The organism is Enterobacter sp. HMSC16D10 (assembly GCF_001807145.1).
GTDB classification, from domain to species: Bacteria; Pseudomonadota; Gammaproteobacteria; order Enterobacterales; family Enterobacteriaceae; genus Enterobacter; species Enterobacter roggenkampii.
Genome location: NZ_KV787862.1, coordinates 174813 through 194160, shown reverse-complemented (window position 1 = coordinate 194160; position 19348 = coordinate 174813). Strand labels below are relative to the sequence as shown.

17 protein-coding genes are annotated in these 19348 nt (G+C 58.7%); 12 read left to right on the top strand and 5 right to left on the bottom strand.

Annotation, left to right across the window (positions count from 1 at the left end):
• Positions 1 to 4 precede the first annotated feature (4 nt).
• From HMPREF3143_RS08915 to clcB, 6 genes are all read left to right on the top strand, one after another.
• Positions 5 to 742: a YoaK family protein gene (locus HMPREF3143_RS08915; RefSeq protein ID WP_070532734.1), complete on the top strand. Its 738-nt coding sequence runs from the start codon at positions 5 to 7 to the stop codon at positions 740 to 742.
• Between the two features lie 276 nt (positions 743 to 1018).
• The gene (osmY, locus tag HMPREF3143_RS08910; RefSeq protein WP_070532731.1) at positions 1019 to 1729 is read left to right on the top strand and encodes an osmoprotectant ABC transporter permease OsmY; all 711 of its coding nucleotides are present in this window, start codon (positions 1019 to 1021) and stop codon (positions 1727 to 1729) included.
• Between the two features lie 18 nt (positions 1730 to 1747).
• A complete protein-coding gene (osmX, locus tag HMPREF3143_RS08905; RefSeq protein ID WP_046092841.1) occupies positions 1748 to 2647 on the top strand; it encodes an osmoprotectant ABC transporter substrate-binding protein OsmX in 900 nt (299 codons plus the stop codon).
• Positions 2648 to 2655: 8 nt separating this feature from the next.
• On the top strand, positions 2656 to 3303 hold the full coding sequence (gene osmW / locus HMPREF3143_RS08900; RefSeq protein ID WP_014169860.1) for an osmoprotectant ABC transporter permease OsmW: 648 nt from the start codon (positions 2656 to 2658) through the stop codon (positions 3301 to 3303).
• Positions 3303 to 4451: an osmoprotectant ABC transporter ATP-binding protein OsmV gene (osmV, locus tag HMPREF3143_RS08895; protein WP_023344013.1), complete on the top strand. Its 1149-nt coding sequence runs from the start codon at positions 3303 to 3305 to the stop codon at positions 4449 to 4451. Before osmW ends, osmV begins: the two co-directional genes overlap by 1 nt.
• A 102-nt stretch (positions 4452 to 4553) precedes the next feature.
• Positions 4554 to 5864, top strand: coding sequence for a voltage-gated ClC-type chloride channel ClcB (gene clcB, locus HMPREF3143_RS08890; protein ID WP_063453369.1), 1311 nt, complete (start codon positions 4554 to 4556; stop codon positions 5862 to 5864).
• Here clcB and bioD read toward each other — a convergent pair.
• The 3 genes from bioD to HMPREF3143_RS08875 form a co-directional block, all read right to left on the bottom strand.
• Positions 5799 to 6494 carry a dethiobiotin synthase gene (bioD, locus tag HMPREF3143_RS08885; RefSeq protein WP_008502446.1) on the bottom strand — a complete coding sequence of 232 codons (696 nt, stop codon included), beginning with the start codon at positions 6492 to 6494 and terminating at the stop codon, positions 5799 to 5801. The two genes, clcB and bioD, sit on opposite strands and share 66 nt — an antisense overlap.
• A gap of 130 nt (positions 6495 to 6624) precedes the next feature.
• A complete protein-coding gene (gene mlc / locus HMPREF3143_RS08880; protein WP_059365155.1) occupies positions 6625 to 7845 on the bottom strand; it encodes a sugar metabolism global transcriptional regulator Mlc in 1221 nt (406 codons plus the stop codon).
• A 94-nt stretch (positions 7846 to 7939) separates the two neighbouring features.
• Positions 7940 to 8872, bottom strand: a complete 933-nt coding sequence (locus HMPREF3143_RS08875) for a LysR family transcriptional regulator (protein WP_070532728.1) — start codon at positions 8870 to 8872, stop codon at positions 7940 to 7942.
• Between the two features lie 121 nt (positions 8873 to 8993).
• Between HMPREF3143_RS08875 and HMPREF3143_RS08870 the strand changes: the two genes are divergently transcribed.
• Positions 8994 to 10247: an MFS transporter gene (locus tag HMPREF3143_RS08870; RefSeq protein WP_070532725.1), complete on the top strand. Its 1254-nt coding sequence runs from the start codon at positions 8994 to 8996 to the stop codon at positions 10245 to 10247.
• 64 nt (positions 10248 to 10311) lie between these two features.
• Here HMPREF3143_RS08870 and HMPREF3143_RS08865 read toward each other — a convergent pair whose 3' ends face one another.
• Positions 10312 to 11703, bottom strand: a complete 1392-nt coding sequence (locus tag HMPREF3143_RS08865; RefSeq protein WP_023292582.1) for an APC family permease — start codon at positions 11701 to 11703, stop codon at positions 10312 to 10314.
• A gap of 356 nt (positions 11704 to 12059) precedes the next feature.
• The gene (locus HMPREF3143_RS08855; protein ID WP_008502452.1) at positions 12060 to 13478 is read right to left on the bottom strand and encodes a glutamine synthetase family protein; all 1419 of its coding nucleotides are present in this window, start codon (positions 13476 to 13478) and stop codon (positions 12060 to 12062) included.
• A gap of 214 nt (positions 13479 to 13692) precedes the next feature.
• On the opposite strand from HMPREF3143_RS08855, the gene puuD reads away from it, so the two are divergent.
• The 5 genes from puuD (at position 13693) to puuE (ending at position 19265) form a co-directional block, all read left to right on the top strand.
• On the top strand, positions 13693 to 14457 hold the full coding sequence (puuD, locus tag HMPREF3143_RS08850; protein WP_023292584.1) for a gamma-glutamyl-gamma-aminobutyrate hydrolase: 765 nt from the start codon (positions 13693 to 13695) through the stop codon (positions 14455 to 14457).
• Positions 14458 to 14482: 25 nt separating this feature from the next.
• Positions 14483 to 15040, top strand: a complete 558-nt coding sequence (gene puuR, locus HMPREF3143_RS08845) for an HTH-type transcriptional regulator PuuR (RefSeq protein ID WP_008502454.1) — start codon at positions 14483 to 14485, stop codon at positions 15038 to 15040.
• 157 nt (positions 15041 to 15197) lie between these two features.
• Positions 15198 to 16691, top strand: coding sequence for an aldehyde dehydrogenase PuuC (puuC, locus tag HMPREF3143_RS08840; RefSeq protein WP_063616287.1), 1494 nt, complete (start codon positions 15198 to 15200; stop codon positions 16689 to 16691).
• Positions 16688 to 17968, top strand: coding sequence for an NAD(P)/FAD-dependent oxidoreductase (locus HMPREF3143_RS08835; RefSeq protein ID WP_025911468.1), 1281 nt, complete (start codon positions 16688 to 16690; stop codon positions 17966 to 17968). Before puuC ends, HMPREF3143_RS08835 begins: the two co-directional genes overlap by 4 nt.
• A 25-nt stretch (positions 17969 to 17993) precedes the next feature.
• Positions 17994 to 19265, top strand: coding sequence for a 4-aminobutyrate transaminase (gene puuE, locus HMPREF3143_RS08830; RefSeq protein WP_063616288.1), 1272 nt, complete (start codon positions 17994 to 17996; stop codon positions 19263 to 19265).
• The last annotated feature ends 83 nt before the right edge of the window (positions 19266 to 19348 follow it).

The following is a 19348-nucleotide window of genomic DNA, read 5'->3' as shown; positions in this document are numbered from 1 at the left end:
ATTCTTGCTGATTAAACTCAAGAAAGAACGAACGCATAAGGAGGATCGCCGGCTTGCTCTCTGGCTGGCGACCTCGGCAGGTTTGCTGAACGCCATCGCCCTCGGGGCATTTGGCTTTTTCCCCTCACACATGACCGGCAACACCTCACAGTTATCCAGCGAAGTTTCTTCTACCGATCTGAGCGATATGATTTTCTTCGGCTCGATAATTCTCTCTTTTGTGGCTGGCGCCATTATTGCGCGCACGATCGTGATATGGGGAATTATCCATAACGTCAGGCTGGTTTTTTGCCAGATCCTTTTTGTCGAGGGGATATTACTGACCGGCGTTTCCTTCTACGAAATGTATTTCCATGCGCTCACCAGCAATCGCGAGATTATTCTTTTTCTCTGCTTTCTGATGGGCATTCATAATTCCACCTCCACGCAGCTTTCCGGCGGACGGGTAAGATCGACGCACATTACCGGCACGCTGACGGACGCGGGGATTTCCCTGGCCTCCGTCATGGTGGCGATGCTGCGCAGGGATTACTCCAAAGATACGGCGGCGCAAAAAAGTCAGCTAAAAACCCACTTAACCACCCTGTTTTCGTTCATTACGGGCGGCATCGCGGGGCTGCTGCTGTTCCGATGGATTGGCTTTAACGCCATGCTGACGCTGGGGGTGATGCTTGCGGTTGTCGCCACCGTCTCAATAATCACCGTCTCGTCGCGGGTTCGACGGGTTCGTGCCCCTCTATGAAGGTAATGACCTGTAATCGGCGTAAGCGCCCTTTAAATGTGACACTGTCACATCTAAATATTCGCTTTAGGACTATTCTGCCCGCCCCACAATCAGGCCTTATGCCATAAGGCCTGACCTCAGGTTGCCACTAGTTTCATGGGGTTACTGATTTTGCCCCTTCGCTGGAACCCTTCCCAAACGCTTGCTATAGGTCAATTACCCCTGCCGAAACATGGCATAACAACAGGCAACCGGTGGTTGCTATAACGCATGCGCACAGGGAGACACACCGCAATGCACCCATTATTCAAACGTTCGCTGCTGTTTGTCGGCGCCATTATCGTGGTTCTCGCCCTCCTCGTCTGGGGGATCGGGCTGGAGACCCTCAGAGCGCGTCAGGTTGACCTGATCTATCTCGGGCAACAGCATATGATTCTGGTTTTCTCATCAATGTTCTTTGCCCTGCTGGTGGGTATTCCGGCCGGTATTCTGCTGAGCCGCCCGGCCGCGCGGGGTATCGCCGAATATGTGATGCAAATCTTCAACGTCGGCAACACGCTGCCGCCGCTGGCCGTGCTGGCGCTGGCGATGGTGGTGATTGGTATTGGCGATACGCCGGCCATCATCGCCCTGTTCCTCGCCTCGCTGCTGCCGATCGTGCGCAACACCTATGCCGGGCTGTGCTCGGTCCCGCCGTCGCTGCTGGAAGCGGCAAAGGGCATCGGGATGACCAAATGGCAGCGTCTGCGCCAGGTGGAGCTGCCTGCCGCCTGGCCGGTCATGCTCTCGGGGATCCGCATCGCCACCGCCATTAACGTCGGTACCGCACCGCTGGCGTTCCTGATCGGTGCCAGCAGCTACGGCGAGCTGATTTTCCCCGGCATTTACCTGAACGATTTCCCGACCCTGATCCTCGGCGCGGCGGCCACTGCCCTGTTCGCCCTGATCCTCGATACCCTGCTGGCGGCGCTGGGTCGCGTGATGAGTCCCCATCTCGCTCGATAACAATAACAAGGAGCTTTTATGAGACTGATATCCGGCCTGGCGGCGCTGTGTGCCGCGGCGCTGTTCACCGGCCAGACCATTGCGGCCCCGCTTATTCTGGCGACCAAGAGCTTTACCGAGCAGCACATTCTCTCGGCGATGACCGTGCAGTACCTGCAAAAGAAAGGCTTTCAGGTTCAGCCGCAAACCAATATCGCCACGGTGATCTCCCGCAACGCGATGATCAACAAGCAGATTGATATGACCTGGGAGTACACCGGCACGTCATTAATCATCTTTAACCATATCAACAAGCGCATGTCGCCCCAGGAGTCTTACGAGACGGTGAAACGTCTGGACGCGAAGCACGGTCTGGTCTGGCTCAAGCCCGCCGACATGAACAACACCTATGCGTTCGCGATGCAGCGCAAGCGCGCCGAGGCGGAACATATCAACACCATGTCGGACATGGTGGCGAAGATTGAGCAGATCCGTAAAACCAACCCGGACAAAAACTGGCTGCTGGGCCTAGACCTGGAATTTGCCGGGCGCAGCGACGGCATGAAGCCGCTTCAGGCCGCCTATAAGATGGACCTGGACCGCCCGCAGATCCGTCAGATGGACCCCGGTCTGGTCTATAACGCGGTGCGCGACGGCTTCGTCGACGCCGGGCTGATTTATACCACCGACGGGCGCGTGAAGGGCTTCGACCTCAAGGTGCTGGAAGATGATAAAGGCTTCTTCCCGAGCTATGCCGTCACCCCGGTGGTGCGTAAGGACACGCTGGAGGCCAATCCGGGCCTGGAAGAGGCGCTCAACACCCTCTCGGCCCAGCTCAACAACGACGTTATCACCGAACTGAACAAGAAGGTGGATATCGACCATCAGTCACCGCAGCAGGTCGCCCGTGATTTCCTGCGTAGCAAACAGCTGCTGTAGGAGGCGCTATGGAGACAATTCACTACATTCTGGACAACTGGGACTACCTCTTAACCCTGACGCTGCAGCATCTGTGGCTGGTGGCGCTGGCCGTGGGCTTAGCCATTCTCATCGGCGTACCGCTGGGCATTCTGATTGTTCGCCACAAGTGGCTGGCGACGCCGGTGCTGGGGATTGCCACCATCGTGCTGACCATCCCGTCCATTGCGCTGTTTGGCCTGATGATTCCGCTCTTTTCGCTGATCGGTCAGGGGATTGGCGCCCTGCCCGCGATCACAGCGGTGTTTCTCTACTCGCTGCTGCCGATTGTGCGTAACACCCATACGGCGCTCGACAGCCTGCCGCCGGGCCTGCGCGAAGCCGGGCGCGGCATCGGCATGACCTTCTGGCAGCGCCTGCGCTGGGTCGAAATTCCGATGGCGCTGCCGGTGATTTTCGGCGGGATCCGCACCGCCGTGGTGATGAACATCGGCGTGATGGCGATTGCCGCGGTGATCGGCGCGGGCGGTCTGGGCCTGCTGCTGCTTAACGGTATTGGCGGGAGTGATATCCGCATGCTGATTGCGGGCGCGCTGATGATTTGTCTTTTAGCGATTGTGCTCGACTGGCTGCTGCACCGTTTGCAGGTGGTACTGACTCCGAAGGGGATTCGATAATGATAAAACTGGAAAACCTCACCAAACACTTTTCACAGAAGCACGGCCAGACCTTTAAGGCCGTCGACAACGTCAACCTGAACGTGCCCGAAGGGGAAATGTGCGTCCTGCTCGGCCCGTCCGGCTGCGGGAAGACCACCACCCTGAAGATGATTAACCGCCTCATTACGCCGAGCAGCGGGACGATCCTGATCAACGGCGAAGACACCAGCGGGATGGACACCGTCACCCTGCGCCGCAACATCGGCTACGTGATCCAGCAGATTGGCCTGTTCCCGAACATGACCATCGAAGAGAACATTACCGTCGTACCGCGCATGCTGGGCTGGGATAAAGCACGCTGTAAAACCCGCGCCGAAGAGCTGATGGATATGGTGGCGCTGGATCCGCATAAGTTCCTGAATCGCTATCCGCGCGAGATGTCCGGCGGCCAACAGCAGCGCATCGGCGTGATCCGCGCCCTGGCGGCGGATCCTCCGGTGCTGCTGATGGATGAGCCCTTCGGCGCGGTGGACCCGATCAACCGCGAGGTGATCCAGAACCAGTTCCTCGAGATGCAGCGCAAGCTGAAAAAAACCGTCATGCTGGTCAGCCACGATATCGATGAAGCCCTGAAGCTTGGCGACCGTATTGCGGTGTTCCGGCAGGGGAAAATCGTCCAGTGCGCCAGCCCGGACGAACTGCTGGCGAAACCGGCGAATGAGTTTGTTGGCTCGTTTGTCGGCCAGGACCGCACGCTGAAGCGTCTGCTGCTGGTCTCGGCGGGCGACGTCACTGACCAGCAGCCCACTATCACGGTACGTGGCTCTACCCCGCTTCCAGAGGCCTTTGCCACCATGGATGATAACGATATCCGCGCCATCACCGTGGTGGACGAGCACGGCAAGCCGCTGGGCTTTGTGAAGCGTCGCGAAGCGCGTAACGCCAGCGGGACCTGCGCCGACATCCTGCATCCGTTCCGCATGACCGGCAAAGCCGAAGACAACCTGCGCGTGGTGCTGTCACGCCTGTATGAGAGCAACACCAGCTGGATGCCGATCGTGGATGAGGACGGGCGCTACAACGGCGAGATTTCTCAGGACTATATAGCCGAGTATCTCAGTTCAGGTCGTACGCGTCGGGCGCTGAATATACATAGCGAGAACTAATCTTTCAGGCCGGGCATCGCCCGGCTTTTCCGCACGCATACCTTTTGCTAACCCCGCGATTTCCCGCCACAATATTGTATCTTTCCCGTTTACTCGCGACCCATGCAACGTCTTCATACGTACCCCGACATCCGCGCGATGTTTCGTCGACTGCTGATTGCTACCGTCACCGGCGTGCTGGCCGCGCTGGCCGTGGCGGTGTTCCGCCACAGCATGTATCTGCTGGAATGGCTGCTTCTCAGCAACGACAGCGGTAGCCTGGTGAATGCCGCCGCGTCGCTCTCACCCTGGCGGCGCGCGCTGACGCCCGCGCTGGGCGGGCTGGCTGCGGGACTGTTACTATGGGGATGGCAACGGCTGACCGCCCAGCGGCCTCATGCCCCCACCGATTATATGGAAGCGCTGGAGACCGGCGACGGTCAGTTTGATTACGGCGCCAGCCTGGTGAAATCCCTTGCCTCGCTGCTGGTCGTGGCCAGCGGAAGCGCCATCGGGCGTGAAGGGGCGATGATCCTGCTTGCCGCCCTCGCCGCCTCCTTTTTTGCCCGGCGCTTTACGCCCAAATCCGAATGGAAGTTATGGATCGCCTGCGGTGCCGCGGCCGGGATGGCCAGCGCCTACCATGCTCCGTTAGCCGGAAGCCTGTTCATTGCGGAGATTCTGTTTGGCACGCTGATGCTGGCCTCGCTCGGGCCCGTGGTTATCGCGGCGGTAGTGGCGCTTCTCACCACGCAGCTCCTGGCGCCGGGAACCGGCACGCTCTACGCGGTCCATTTGAGCGGCACACTCACCGCAACTGATTATGCCCTGCTGGTCGCCATGGGGCTGCTGGCGGGTCTTTGCGGACCGCTGCTGATGTGGCTGATGGCGTTCAGCCACGGGCTGTTCCTGCGCCTTAAGCTTTCGCCGCCGTGGCAGCTGGCGCTCGGCGGTGCGATCGTCGGGCTGCTGTCTCTTCTGACGCCGAAGGTGTGGGGGAACGGCTATAGCGTGGTGCAGGCTTTTCTGCTCGCCCCACCGCTGCTGTCGATCGTTGCAGGCGTCTTTATCTGTAAACTACTGGCGGTACTGGCGAGCAGCGGATCGGGCGCGCCGGGCGGGGTGTTCACGCCCACGCTGTTTGTCGGCATGGCGACGGGCATGCTGTTTGCACAGCTTTTCGCGCTGTGGCTGCCGGGCGCTGAGACGGCGATTCTGCTTGGGCTGGCGGGGATGGCGACGCTACTCGCCGCGACCACGCATGCGCCCATTATGTCGGCGCTGATGGTCTGTGAAATGACCGGGCAATATTTTTTACTGCCCGGTTTGCTGGTCGCCTGCGTGCTGGCGTCCGTGCTGTCGCGGACGTTACGCCACGACTCGATCTACGGTCAACACGCCACTGAGGGCAGAGAGATCGATGTACTGCGCTAGCTCGCGCTGCTCGGCGCGAGGCAGATAAGGCAGTTCACCCACCAGCGGTCCGGGTAGTTTGGTGCTCAGCACGTCGATGATCTCCGCATAGTGCGCCAGACCAGGGTTGATGCGGTTGGCCACCCAGCCAACCAGCGGCAGGCCGTCATTGGCAATCGCCTGCGCCGTCAGCAGCGCATGGTTAATGCACCCTTCCTGGATCCCCACCACCATCACCACCGGAAGCTGTTCCTGCACCACCCATTCCGACAGCGGGCGTAGGTCGTTCATCAGGCTGCGCCAGCCGCCCGTGCCTTCCACCACCACGTGATCGACCTTCTCGCACAGGCTCGCCAGACCGTTGGACAGCAGAGGGTAATTAATCAGGCCGCTGTGCGCCACGCTGCTCTCCTCTTCGCTTAACGCAATAGGATTGATCGCGTGATAAGGCAGTTCCAGTGACGAGACGCTTTGCAGTACCAGGGCGTCTTTATTACGCAATCCCTCTGGCGTCTCTTTACTCCCTTTTGCGACCGGTTTGTACCCTGCCACTCGTTTACCGCTTGCTGCCAGCGCCTGCAGCAATGCGCGGGATACAACGGTCTTGCCGACAGAGGTATCTGTACCAGTAACAAAGAAACGCTTAAGCATGACTCACTCCACCTCTTGGGTATGCTTCGAAAATATAAACCAGGTAAATAATTCAGTGGAGGAAGTCTACGGGATGCGTGCGCTACCCGGCTTGAGATAGCGCAATTTTTCTTACATCTGCAAAAAAGAGTTAACCCTGTAACAGGCGGATCAACAGCGAGCCGTTATACATGGCATCTTTGACCAGCGCGGCGCCGGCCATCGTGCCCTGATTGGAAAACTGGGTACTTTCTACCGCAATGTTCCGGCTGTAGGCGGGAAGCGACTGCTGCTGAATGCAGGCCGTAATCGCCGGGAAGAGGATCTCCGCCGCCTGGCTCAGCGGTGAGCCAATAAGGATTTTTTGCGGGTTGAAGAGGTTCACCATAATCGCCAGAATGCGGCCAACGTTATTCCCCACCCCGGTAATGATGTCCTTCGCCAGCAGATCGCCCTGACGCGCCGCGGCGCAGAGAGAATCCACCGTGAGGGGTTGTCCGTGCAGCGATGAGCTCATGGACTGACTGAGCCTGACCTGCGCCAGCTCCAGCACGCTTTCCACGCTGGCAATGGTCTCCAGACAGCCGTGGTTCCCGCAGTAGCAGCGCTTGCCGTATGGGTCGACCTGGGTATGGCCAATTTCCACCAGACTGCTGCTTCCGGCGTGGAGAAGACGTCCGTCGGTAATGACGCCTGCCCCGACGTTATGATCGATAACCACCTGAATCACATCCCTCGCCCCGCGTGACGCGCCGAACAGCGCCTCCGCCATGGTCCAGGCGCTGATGTCATGCTGAATATAGACCGGCACGCCGGTATGGTTTTTCAGAACTTCCCCCAGCGGCATCTCTTTAACATCGTCGTAAAACGGCATGCGGTGAACAATGCCATTTTCGGTATCAATAATACCCGGCATGGTGATGGCAATGGCCGTTAAGCGTTCAAGCTTCTGCTGGTGACGAATAAAGAAGCGATCGATATGCGAAACAATCGCGTCGAGGAGCGGTTCCCCGGCGTTGAGCGGCAGATCAAGACGGTCTTCCACCACCAGCTTGCTGCTGAGATCGCGCAGCGCAAGGAAGATCTCCCCCCGGCTGATGCGCAGCGACAGGTAGTGCCAGGCCTCCGTCTCCACCACCAGCCCGACTGCCGGACGGCCACGGCTGCCCGGCTCCTGAATTTCCGTCTCCTGAACCAGGTGCGCTTCCAGCATCTCGCGGACAATCTTGGTAATACTGGCGGGTGCCAGCTGTGCCAGGCGCGAAAGATCGATACGCGAAACCGGACCAAGCTGATCAATCAGGCGATACACCGCGCCAGCGTTGGTCTGCTTAATCTGATCAATATGCCCTGGCTGACTATCAGCGACCACCTCGTACTCCCTTATTTTCGAGCTTCGAAATAAACTGTTGGCTATGGTGAAGCACTTGCAGGGCTGTCGTCAAATATTTACTTAGCCATGTGATTTACTGCACATTTTTGCCCACTTTTCCCTGAAAATGCCGCCCGGCGGAGGCGTTCATCAACTGCTTTTTGAAGCGCTGTGCGGCATGGCTCTGTTCGCGATGTTTTGCCCAGACCAGCCACATCTCTGAAACGGCATCCTCTTCGGCGATGGTCACCCAGCGCATTTCGCGCAGTTGTACCCGTTTAAAGGAGGCCGGAAGAATAGACACCCCCAGCCCGGCGGCGACCAGGCCGATAATGGTCATCGCTTCCCCGACTTCCTGGGTGATGACCGGGGCAAGATCGTAGCGGCGCATCAGCCCCAGGATATCGTCATACAGACCCGTTCCGACCTGCGGGTCAAAAAAGACAAACGGCTCGTTTGCCAGGTCTGCCAGCGAAACCGCCGGACGCGACGCCAGCGGGTGATCGTGCGGGATCATGGCCATCAGCGGCTCGCGCAGGATCACCTCCCACGCCAGCGAGTCCGGCAGCTGGGTATTACGCATCAGCCCCAGATCCAGCGAACCTTCATTGAGGGGCGCGATCTGCTCGCGGGTGTTGATCTCGCGCGTTTGAATATGAACATCCGGGAAATGGCGACGAAATGACGACAGGGTTTCCGAGACGGCGCTGATAAACGGTGCCGACGAGGTAAACCCGATGCGCAACTCTCCGGCCTCCCCGAGATAGAGCCGTTCTGCCCGGGCGGCGGCGTCCTCGACCATGCTCAGAATTTGTCGGCTGTCGATGAGAAACTGCTTACCCGCCGCCGTCAGGCTCACGCTGCGGTTGGTGCGGGCCAGCAGGCGCGCCCCGACCTGCTGCTCCAGGATCTGAATCTGCTGGCTTAAGGGCGGCTGAGAGATGTTCAGCCGCGCCGCCGCGCGGCCAAAATGCAGCTCTTCGGCGACGGCGACAAAGTAGCGGAGATGACGCAGCTCGATATTCATATTTCTAAAGTATCATTTGAGATTATTAATATATTAGACAGAATATTTACATTTTCCTACCCTTATCAGGTGGTCATACCCGTCACCAGAAATCACGGGGATGTTTAAGCAAGGAAACTGTGTGAGTCGTACAACTGCCATTGATATCGATCCGGCGAGCGATATCGATGATTTACCTGCAACATCGCAGCCGGTTCAGTTCATTAAACGTGGTACCTCCCAATTTATGCGCGTCACGCTGGCGCTCTTCTCCGCCGGTCTGGCGACCTTCGCCCTGCTCTATTGCGTTCAGCCGATCCTGCCCGTGCTCTCCCATGAGTTTGGCGTTTCACCCGCCAGCAGCAGCGTATCCCTCTCTATTTCAACCGGTATGCTGGCGGTTGGCCTGCTCTTTACCGGGCCGCTGTCCGACGCCATCGGCCGTAAACAGGTGATGGTAACCGCGCTGATGCTGGCCTCGGTCTGTACGCTACTCTCGACCATGATGACCAGCTGGCACGGCATTCTGGTGATGCGCGCGCTGATCGGGCTCTCGCTCAGCGGCGTGGCGGCAGTCGGGATGACCTACCTCAGCGAAGAGATCCACCCGAGCTTTGTTGCCTTCTCTATGGGGCTATACATCAGCGGGAACTCGATTGGCGGGATGAGCGGGCGTCTGCTGAGCGGGGTATTCACGGACTTCTTTAGCTGGCGTATTGCGCTGGCGGTCATCGGCTGTTTCGCGCTGGCTTCTGCCCTGATGTTCTGGAAAATTCTGCCGGAATCGCGTCATTTCCGCCCGACATCGCTGCGCCCGAAAACGCTGTTTATCAACTTCCGCCTGCACTGGCGCGACAAAGGGCTGCCGCGCCTGTTCCTGACCGGCTTCCTGCTGATGGGCTCGTTCGTCACGCTGTTTAACTATATTGGCTATCGCCTGATGCTCTCGCCGTGGCATCTCAGCCAGGCTCTTGTCGGTTTACTCTCGGTTGCGTATTTGACCGGAACGTGGAGTTCGCCGAAGGCCGGGGCAATGACCGCCCGCTATGGCCGCGGCCCGGTCATGCTGTTCTTCACATCGGTGATGCTGGTCGGCCTGCTGCTGACGCTCTTCTCCTCCCTGTGGCTGATTTTTGCCGGCATGCTGCTCTTCTCCGCGGGTTTCTTCGCCGCCCACTCGGTTGCCAGCAGCTGGATTGGCCCGCGCGCGCGTCGCGCCAAAGGTCAGGCATCGTCTCTTTATCTGTTTAGCTATTACCTGGGGTCCAGCATCGCCGGGACGCTCGGCGGCGTGTTCTGGCATCACTACGGCTGGAACGGCGTGGGCGGGTTTATTGCGTTGATGCTGTGCGCGGCGTTGCTGGTGGGGGGAAGCCTGCATAAACGTCTGAGATAATATGCTCGCGGGCAGACGTCCGTTTCCCGAAAAACGGCACCAGCATACTGGTGCCGTTTTTCGTTCAGGAATCCCAGGCCTGTTCTATCTTACCGGCTTCAAACTGCGGAGGCGGTTTTCGGAAACGGCGCGTGAGCCATGTCAGGTAAAGGATCCCCAGCGCCGCCCAGATGAGGCCAAGCGTCAGGGACGTCGCTTCGAGGTTTATCCACAGCACGCCGACCGTGACGGCACCAATGAGCGGCAGCAGGAGATAGTGGAACCGATCTTTCCACGTTTTGTTCATCCCCTTGCGCCGCCAGAAATGGTTGTACACCGAGAGATTAACAAACGTAAACGCCACCAGCGCGCCAAAGTTGATCAGCGCCGTCGCGGTCACGAGATCGAAGTACAGGGCCGACAGCGCCACTATCCCAACCATAATGACGTTCAGGGCTGGCGTACGCCATTTCGGATGCACGTAGCCAAACACCCGCTCCGGAAACACGTTGTCACGCCCCATCACATACAGTAAGCGAGAGACGCTGGCATGCGAGGCCAGGCCTGAAGCGAGCGTATTCACAAACGTGGTACACAGAAACACCGACTGGAAGAGCTTGCCGCCCACGTACAGCGCGATTTCCGGCAGCGCGGCGTCCGGGTTTTTAAAGCGCGCGATCGTCGGGAAAAAGAGCTGCATGAAAAACGAGGCAACAATAAATATCAGCCCGCCATACAAAGCGGTGAGGAAAATGGCTTTGGGGATCACCCGCGCCGCGTTTGGCGTCTCTTCCGACAGCGTGGTGACCGCGTCAAAGCCGAGGAAAGAGAAGCAGACGATAGTCGCGCCGGTAATAATCGGGATCAGGTGTGCGTTCTCGCTGATAAACGGCTGGAGCGACCAGACGGTGCCGACGCCCTCGCCCTTATGCAGACCGTGCACCACGAGTATGACAAACACCACCATGATGGCGATCTGCACCAGCACAAACAGGGTGTTAAAGTTGGCGACCAGATTCACACTCTTCAGGTTCGCCAGCGTCAGGATCGTCACAAACCCCACCACCCAGACCCACGGCGGGACTTCAGGGAACAGCGCGGAAAGGTAGATCTTCGCCAGCAGCACGTTGATCATCGGCAGGAAGAGATAATCCAGCAGCGATGACCAGCCGACCATAAAGCCTAAATGGGGGCCGATCGATTTCTGCGTGTAGGTGTACGCAGAGCCCGCTTCCGGGAACTGTCGTACCAGTTTGCCGTAGCTGATGGCGGTAAACATAACGCCAGCCAGCGCCAGGAGATACGAGGCGGGCACGTGGCCATTGCTGATACCGGACACAATGCCGAAGGTATCAAACACGGTCATGGGGGTGAGATAAGCCAGCCCCATCATGACCACCTGCCAGAGCTTGAGGGAACTGCGCAGCCGGGTTCTGCCGGCCATGCGCGGCGAGTCAAGAGAGGTGTTAGTCGCCATAAACCGTCCCCCCCATGCTTACCGTGGTTTGCAATCGCGCTGTCCTTAACGCAAACCTGCTTAGCAAAGGGGGAAGTTGTAAAGAACACACGCGATCGTACCAGCGCACCGTCTCTGGCTCGCACTCACAGCAGGCGCCTGACTGGCCCCCTTCGCCCTGCGGATAGTTGAACATCTGCATCATTTCCTACCTCGTCACACAGTGTCGTTAAGAAAATCCCTGTGCCGCCTGCGCTCCATAACGCGACTCCCGGGAGAAAGCTGGCGTGCCAGCGAACAGTTAGGCCAGGCTCCGCGCAGGCCGTTTGGTGATACGTGTCAGATGAAACAAAGCGGCCCCTTACCGGGGCACGTCATCAGGCGTTTTTCAGCATCCACTCAATTTCCGTTTCGGTAATCAGGCGTTCAAACTGCAGCAATTCATCATTTTTGCAGGCGTGATAGACGTGGCAGAAACGTTCGCCCAGCCGCTCGCGAAGGCTATCGTTTTGCATAAATTCCCACAGCGCATCGCTCTGACGAATCGGGAACGGCAGCCCGTCCTGCTCCAGACCATTGCCTTCCACTTCTTCCTGCAGGGGTAAATCGTTATCCAGCCCATGTAAAATGCCGGCAAAAATCGCCGCCATCACCAGATACGGATTCGCGTCAGCGCCCGCCACCCGGTACTCGACCCGATGGTTATGGCGATCGCCGCAGGGGATACGCAGGGCAACGGTGCGATTATTGTGTCCCCATGACGCCTGCGTCGGCACGTACATCCCCGGCTGGAAACGGCGGTAGGAGTTGACGTTCGGTGCCAGCAGCGCCATGGACGCAGGCATCAGGTCGATCATCCCGGCCAGCGCGCGTTTCAGCAGCGCGGAATCCTCGCCGTTGGCGTCTGCGAGCACGTTTTCGCCTCGGTTGTTTTGCATGCTGATGTGGATATGCATCCCGCTGCCCGCATGTTCTTCATACGGCTTTGCCATAAACGTGGCGTGCATCTTATGTTTTTCCGCCATCTGCCTGACGAGACGTTTAAGCGCCAGCGCATCATCGCAGGCATCGAGCACGTTTTCCGTATGGTGCAGGTTTATCTCAAACTGGCCCGGGGAGGCCTCAGCCACTGCCCCGTCGGCGGGGATCAGTTGCAGCTGCGCCAGTTCGTCAATGTCGTTCAGCACGTCAGCAAAATGGTTAAGATTATCAACCGAGTAGACCTGACTCTGCGTGTTACGCACGTCGGTGCCCGGCGCGCAGGGTGGCTGCAGATAGCCGTCGGCATCGCGTTTACGGTCAAGTAAATAGAACTCCAGCTCTACCGCTACCACGGGGAACAGGCCGCGCTGGCGCAGCTGCTGCCAGAGTCGGTTGAGTACGTTCCGCGGCTCAACGTCAAAGGGAGCGCCATCTTCATCGACCATGGTGAGCTGCACCTGACCAATGTATTCCGGGTCGGCGGCGGACGGCGTCAGGGTGCCCGGCACCGGCACGCAGATACAGTCCGGCTCGCCGAGCTCCTGCCCCAGACCCGCCTCTTCCACGACGTTACCTAAAATGTCCATGGCGAAAACCGATGCCGGGAAATAGCAGCCTTTTTCAAGCTTGCTCAGTCCGGCAACCGGGATGCGCTTGCCGCGAAAACAGCCGTTCAGGTCGGTCAGGAGGACATCAATAAACTGGGTGTCAGGATACTTTTCTAAATAGCGCTTCACTTCCTGCGTAAAGGCGCTGCCCCGCCTCTCATCCGTGTGCTGCACAAAGTTCTCAACTTCTACGATATTGGTTTCCATGATTTACCACCGTTTTTGGGATTTGCGTTCGCTGCTCTGGACTGTCAAATATAATGTCCACCCTATCGAATCTGTATGCAAATAAATTGTTTGTCAAATGTTAAATTAAGTTTGCAAAAGGCAGATCCCGTTGCTAGATTGAGAAAATATTGAACGAAAAGGCCGTTTATCAGGCGAAAATGGCCTAAATTTAGTCCACTTTGTGAGGGCGATCATGGAAAATATAATGAACAAGCCAGTTATTGGCGTGGTGATGTGTAGAAACAGGCTTAAGGGTCATGAGACCCAGACCCTGCAAGAAAAGTACCTGAATGCCATTATTAACGCGGGGGGTTTACCGATTGCCTTACCGCATGCGCTGGCAGAGCCAGAGCTGCTCACCGCTCTGCTGCCCACCCTGGACGGGATTTACCTGCCGGGCAGCCCAAGTAACGTGCAGCCGCACCTTTATGGTGAAAACGGCGATGAGCCTGACGCCGATCCCGGGCGAGATCTTCTGAGTATGGCGCTGATTGCCGCCGCGCTCGAAAGGCGCATCCCCATTTTCGCCATCTGCCGGGGGCTGCAGGAACTCGTTGTTGCAACGGGGGGGACGCTGTATCGCCGCCTGTTCGAGCAGAACGACCTGCTCGAGCACCGGGAAGATCCTGAACTGCCGGTTGAGCTACAATACGCCCCGTCTCATGAAGTTCAGGTTCAGGAGGGAGGACTGCTGTCTCAATTAATACCAGGCTGTAACACATTTTGGGTAAACTCGTTACACGGGCAAGGTGCACGGACGTTAGGACCACGGCTTCGCGTGGAGGCCCGCTCGACGGATGGGCTGGTCGAGGCGGTCAGCGTTCATGACCACCCTTTTGCCCTCGGCGTGCAATGGCACCCCGAATGGAACAGCAGCGAGTACGCCCTGTCCCGTATGTTGTTTGAAGGTTTTATCACCGCCTGTCAAAGCCACATTGCCGAGAAGCAACGGCTTTGACCACTACCGTAAAGGAAATGCAACTATGAGCGATGACGGACTGGCGCCAGGGAAACGTCTGTCTGAGATCCGCCAGCAGCTGGGTCTCTCGCAGCGGCGTGCCGCCGAACTGTCTGGGTTAACACACAGTGCCATCAGCACCATTGAGCAGGACAAAGTCAGTCCTGCTATCAGTACGCTGCAAAAGCTGCTGAAAGTTTATGGGCTGTCGCTCTCGGAATTCTTTTCGGAACCGGAAAAACCTGATGAACCGCAGGTGGTTATTAATCAGGAAGACCTTATCGAAATAGGCAGTCAGGGGGTTTCGATGAAGCTGGTTCATAACGGAAATCCGAACCGTACGCTGGCGATGATTTTTGAAACTTACCAGCCTGGAACCACGACCGGAGAGAGGATCAAACACCAGGGTGAGGAGATCGGTACGATACTGGAAGGTGAAATATTGTTGACCATTAATGGCCAGCAATATCACCTGGTTGCGGGGCAGAGCTATGCCATCAATACCGGCATACCGCACAGCTTCAGCAACACCTCGGCAGGCATCTGCCGCATTATCAGTGCCCACACTCCCACCACGTTCTAATTACCACTCAGTCCCGGCGTAAGCGCGCTTACGCCGGGAAATATAAAAACGATCGCTGTCGGCATTTAACGGGTTAATTCCCGGGATGCCCCACGGCTTCGTATTGCCTGAAACGGCCATGCCTTTATTTATCTGATTGCGAAAGAAAGGAGTGAATATGCATTTTCAGCACCTGACTTACTGGCAGGATAAAGCAAAAAACAGCGCCATTGAGACCCGGTTATTTATTAACGGCGCCTATTGTGACGCCGCCGATAACACCACGTTTGACACCGTCAATCCCGCGACCCAGCAGACGCTGGCGAACGTCGCACGGGGCAAACAGGCGGACGTGGACCGCGCGGTTCAGGCCGCGCGTGCGGTATTTGAGCGCGGTGACTGGTCGCAGGCGTCTCCGGCGCAGCGCAAGGCCGTGCTAAATACGCTCGCCGATTTGATGGAACGCCATAGCGAAGAGCTGGCCTTACTGGAAACGCTGGACACCGGTAAACCCATCCGCCACAGCCTGCGCGACGATATTCCCGGCGCGGCGCGCGCCATTCGCTGGTACGCCGAAGCGGCGGATAAAGTCTACGGCGAAGTGGCGCCTACGGGTCCGGGCGAGCTGGCGATGATCGTGCGCGAGCCCATCGGGGTTGTCGCGGCCATCGTCCCCTGGAACTTCCCGCTGCTGCTGGCCTGCTGGAAGCTGGGCCCGGCGCTGATCGCGGGCAACAGCGTGGTATTGAAACCATCGGAGAAATCACCGCTCACCGCCCTGCGGCTGGCCGGACTGGCGAAAGAGGCGGGCCTGCCTGACGGCGTGCTGAACGTGATAAGCGGTTACGGCCACGAAGCGGGCCAGGCGCTGGCACTGCACCCGGAGGTCGAGGTGCTGACGTTTACCGGCTCTACCCGTACCGGCAAGCAGCTGTTGAAGGACGCGGGAGAAAGCAACATGAAGCGCGTCTGGCTGGAGGCGGGCGGCAAAAGCGCCAACATTATCTTTGCCGACTGTCCGGACCTGGACAAGGCCGTGAGCGCGACCGCCGCCGGGATTTTTTATAACCAGGGGCAAGTCTGTATCGCCGGCACCCGCCTGCTGCTCGAAGAGAGCATCGCTGATGACTTCCTGGCAAGGCTGAAGGCGCAGGCCCGCCACTGGCAGCCGGGCGATCCGCTCGACCCCGACAGCACGATGGGGATGCTCATCGACGCCGCGCACGCCGATACCGTCCACACGTTTATTCGCGAGGGAACCCGGAAAGGTACGCTGCTGCTGGACGGGCGGGAACAATCATGGCCTTCCGCAGTCGGTCCAACCATTTTCGTCGACATCGACCCTGCCTCCCCGCTGTGCCGGGAAGAGATTTTCGGGCCGGTGCTGGTCGTCACCCGTTTTAAAACCGAAGAGGAAGCCTTAACGCTGGCCAACGACAGTGAATACGGGCTTGGCGCGGCGGTATGGACCCGCGATCTCTCCCGCGCGCACCGCATGAGCCGCCGCCTGAAGGCAGGCTCGGTCTTCGTCAATAACTATAACGACGGTGATATGACCGTTCCCTTTGGCGGCTATAAGCAGAGCGGCAACGGTCGCGATAAGTCCCTGCACGCGCTGGAAAAATTTACCGAACTGAAAACCATCTGGATTGCCCTGGAGCCTCAATCATGACCGAACATACCACCAGCTACTACGCGGCCAGCGCGAACGCTTACGAACCCTTCCCGACGCTTAACGAGTCGATCAGCTGTGACGTGTGCGTGGTGGGCGGCGGCTATACCGGCCTCTCCTCCGCGCTGCATCTCGCTGAAATGGGCTACGACGTGGTGCTCCTTGAAGGGGCGCGCATCGGCTTCGGCGCCAGCGGACGCAACGGCGGCCAGCTGGTTAACTCCTACAGCCGCGACATCGACGTGATTGAGAAAAACTACGGCCCCGATGCTGCCAGAGCCCTCGGGAGCATGATGTTTGAAGGCGGGGAGATCATCCGGGAGCGTATCCAGCGCTATCAGATCCAGTGCGACTATCGTCCAGGCGGACTGTTTGTGGCGCTAAACCATAAGCAGCTGGAGACGCTGGAGGAGCAAAAGGCCAACTGGGAACGTTACGGCAACACCCAGCTGGAGCTGCTGGACGCCAGCGCCATCCGCCGGGAAGTCGACAGCGAACGCTATACCGGCGCGCTGCTGGACCGCAGCGGGGGGCACATTCATCCGCTGAACCTGGCGATCGGCGAAGCGGACGCCATTCGCCTGAACGGTGGGCGGGTGTATGAACAGTCCCCGGTGACTGCCATTCAGCACACCAGCCCGGCCGTGGTGAGCACGCAGCATGGTCAGGTGACGGCCCGCTACGTGATCGTCGCCGGGAATGCCTATCTGGGCGATAAGATCGAACCGGAGCTGGCAAAACGCAGCATGCCCTGCGGCACCCAGGTGGTGACCACCGCCCCGCTGCCGGAAGAGCTCGCCCGCACGCTGATCCCCAATAACTACTGCGTGGAAGATTGCAACTACCTGCTGGATTACTACCGTCTCACCGCCGACAACCGCCTGCTGTACGGCGGTGGCGTCGTGTATGGCGCGCGCGATCCGGACGATGTCGAGCGCCTGGTGATGCCAAAGCTGCTGAAAACTTTCCCTCAGCTGGCAGGCGTCAAAATCGACTACCGCTGGACGGGCAACTTCCTGCTGACCCTGTCGCGTATGCCGCAGTTTGGTCGTCTGGATAAAAACATCTATTACATGCAGGGCTACAGCGGCCATGGCGTGACCTGCACCCACCTGGCCGGACGGCTGATCTCGGAACTGTTGCGCGGTGACGCTGAGCGCTTTGATGCGTTTGCCAACCTCCCGCACTACCCCTTCCCGGGCGGCCGCAGCCTGCGGATTCCATTTACGGCGATGGGCGCGGCGTACTACAGCCTGCGCGATCGTCTTGGCGTATGATCGTTTCGACAAAAGGGTATCTGACATGAGTAACCAGGAATTTCATCAGCGCAGACTTTCTGCCACCCCGCGCGGCGTTGGCGTAATGTGTAATTTCTTTGCCCGCTCGGCGGAGAATGCCACGCTCACCGACGTGGAAGGCAACGACTATATTGATTTCGCCGCCGGGATCGCGGTACTGAATACCGGCCATCGTCATCCTGAACTGGTGGCCGCAGTGGAAAAACAGCTTCACCAGTTCACCCACACGGCCTACCAGATTGTGCCGTATGAAAGCTACGTTTCATTGGCCGAAAAACTTAACGAGCTGGCCCCGGTGCAGAGCCCGGCCAAAACGGCGTTCTTCACAACGGGCGCGGAAGCGGTGGAAAATGCCATTAAAATCGCCCGGGCCCACACCGGCAGACCGGGTGTGATTGCCTTCGGGGGAGGCTTTCACGGCCGAACCTATATGACCATGGCCTTAACCGGCAAGGTCGCGCCTTACAAGCTGGGATTTGGCCCCTTCCCGGGGTCGGTTTACCACGTGCCGTATCCCTCCGAGCTGCACGGCATCACGACGCAGGATGCCATCACGGCGATAGAACGCCTGTTCAAAGCAGATATTGAGGCGAAACAGGTGGCGGCGATTATTTTTGAACCCATTCAGGGTGAAGGCGGATTCAACGTCGCCCCGCCAGAACTGGTGGCCGCCATCCGCCATATCTGTGATGAGCACGGGATCGTGATGATTGCCGACGAAGTGCAGAGCGGCTTCGCCCGAACGGGGAAACTGTTTGCGATGGAACACTACGCGGACAAACCCGACCTGATGACGATGGCTAAAAGCCTGGCAGGCGGAATGCCGCTGTCCGGCGTGGTGGGCCGCGCCGAAATCATGGACGCGCCGGCTCCCGGCGGCCTGGGGGGCACCTATGCAGGCAACCCGCTTGCGGTGGCCGCCGCGCACGCGGTGCTGAAGATTATCGACAACGAGTCGCTGTGCGCGCGCGCCCGTCAGCTGGGCGATCGGCTGAAGGCCACGCTGGAGGAGATTCAGGGCACCTTTCCCGCGCTCGTGGCGATAAGGGGAAGAGGATCGATGATTGCGGCGGAATTTTTTGACCCCGAGAGCCGTGAACCGTCAGCCGCTATCGCGCAAGCGATCCAGCAAAAGGCGCTCGCCCAGGGCCTGCTGTTATTGATCTGCGGCCAGTACGGCAACGTGATCCGCTTCCTTTATCCGCTGACCATTCCGGATGCCCAGTTCAACCAGGCGCTGGCGATCCTGCAACAGGTTATGCGCGATAAGTCCTGAGTGCCCACCGAAAACCGTCTCCCGGAATGCCGGGGACGGTTTCAACGGAGGAGATCGGCACAGATTTCCTCCGCGTGGGAAAT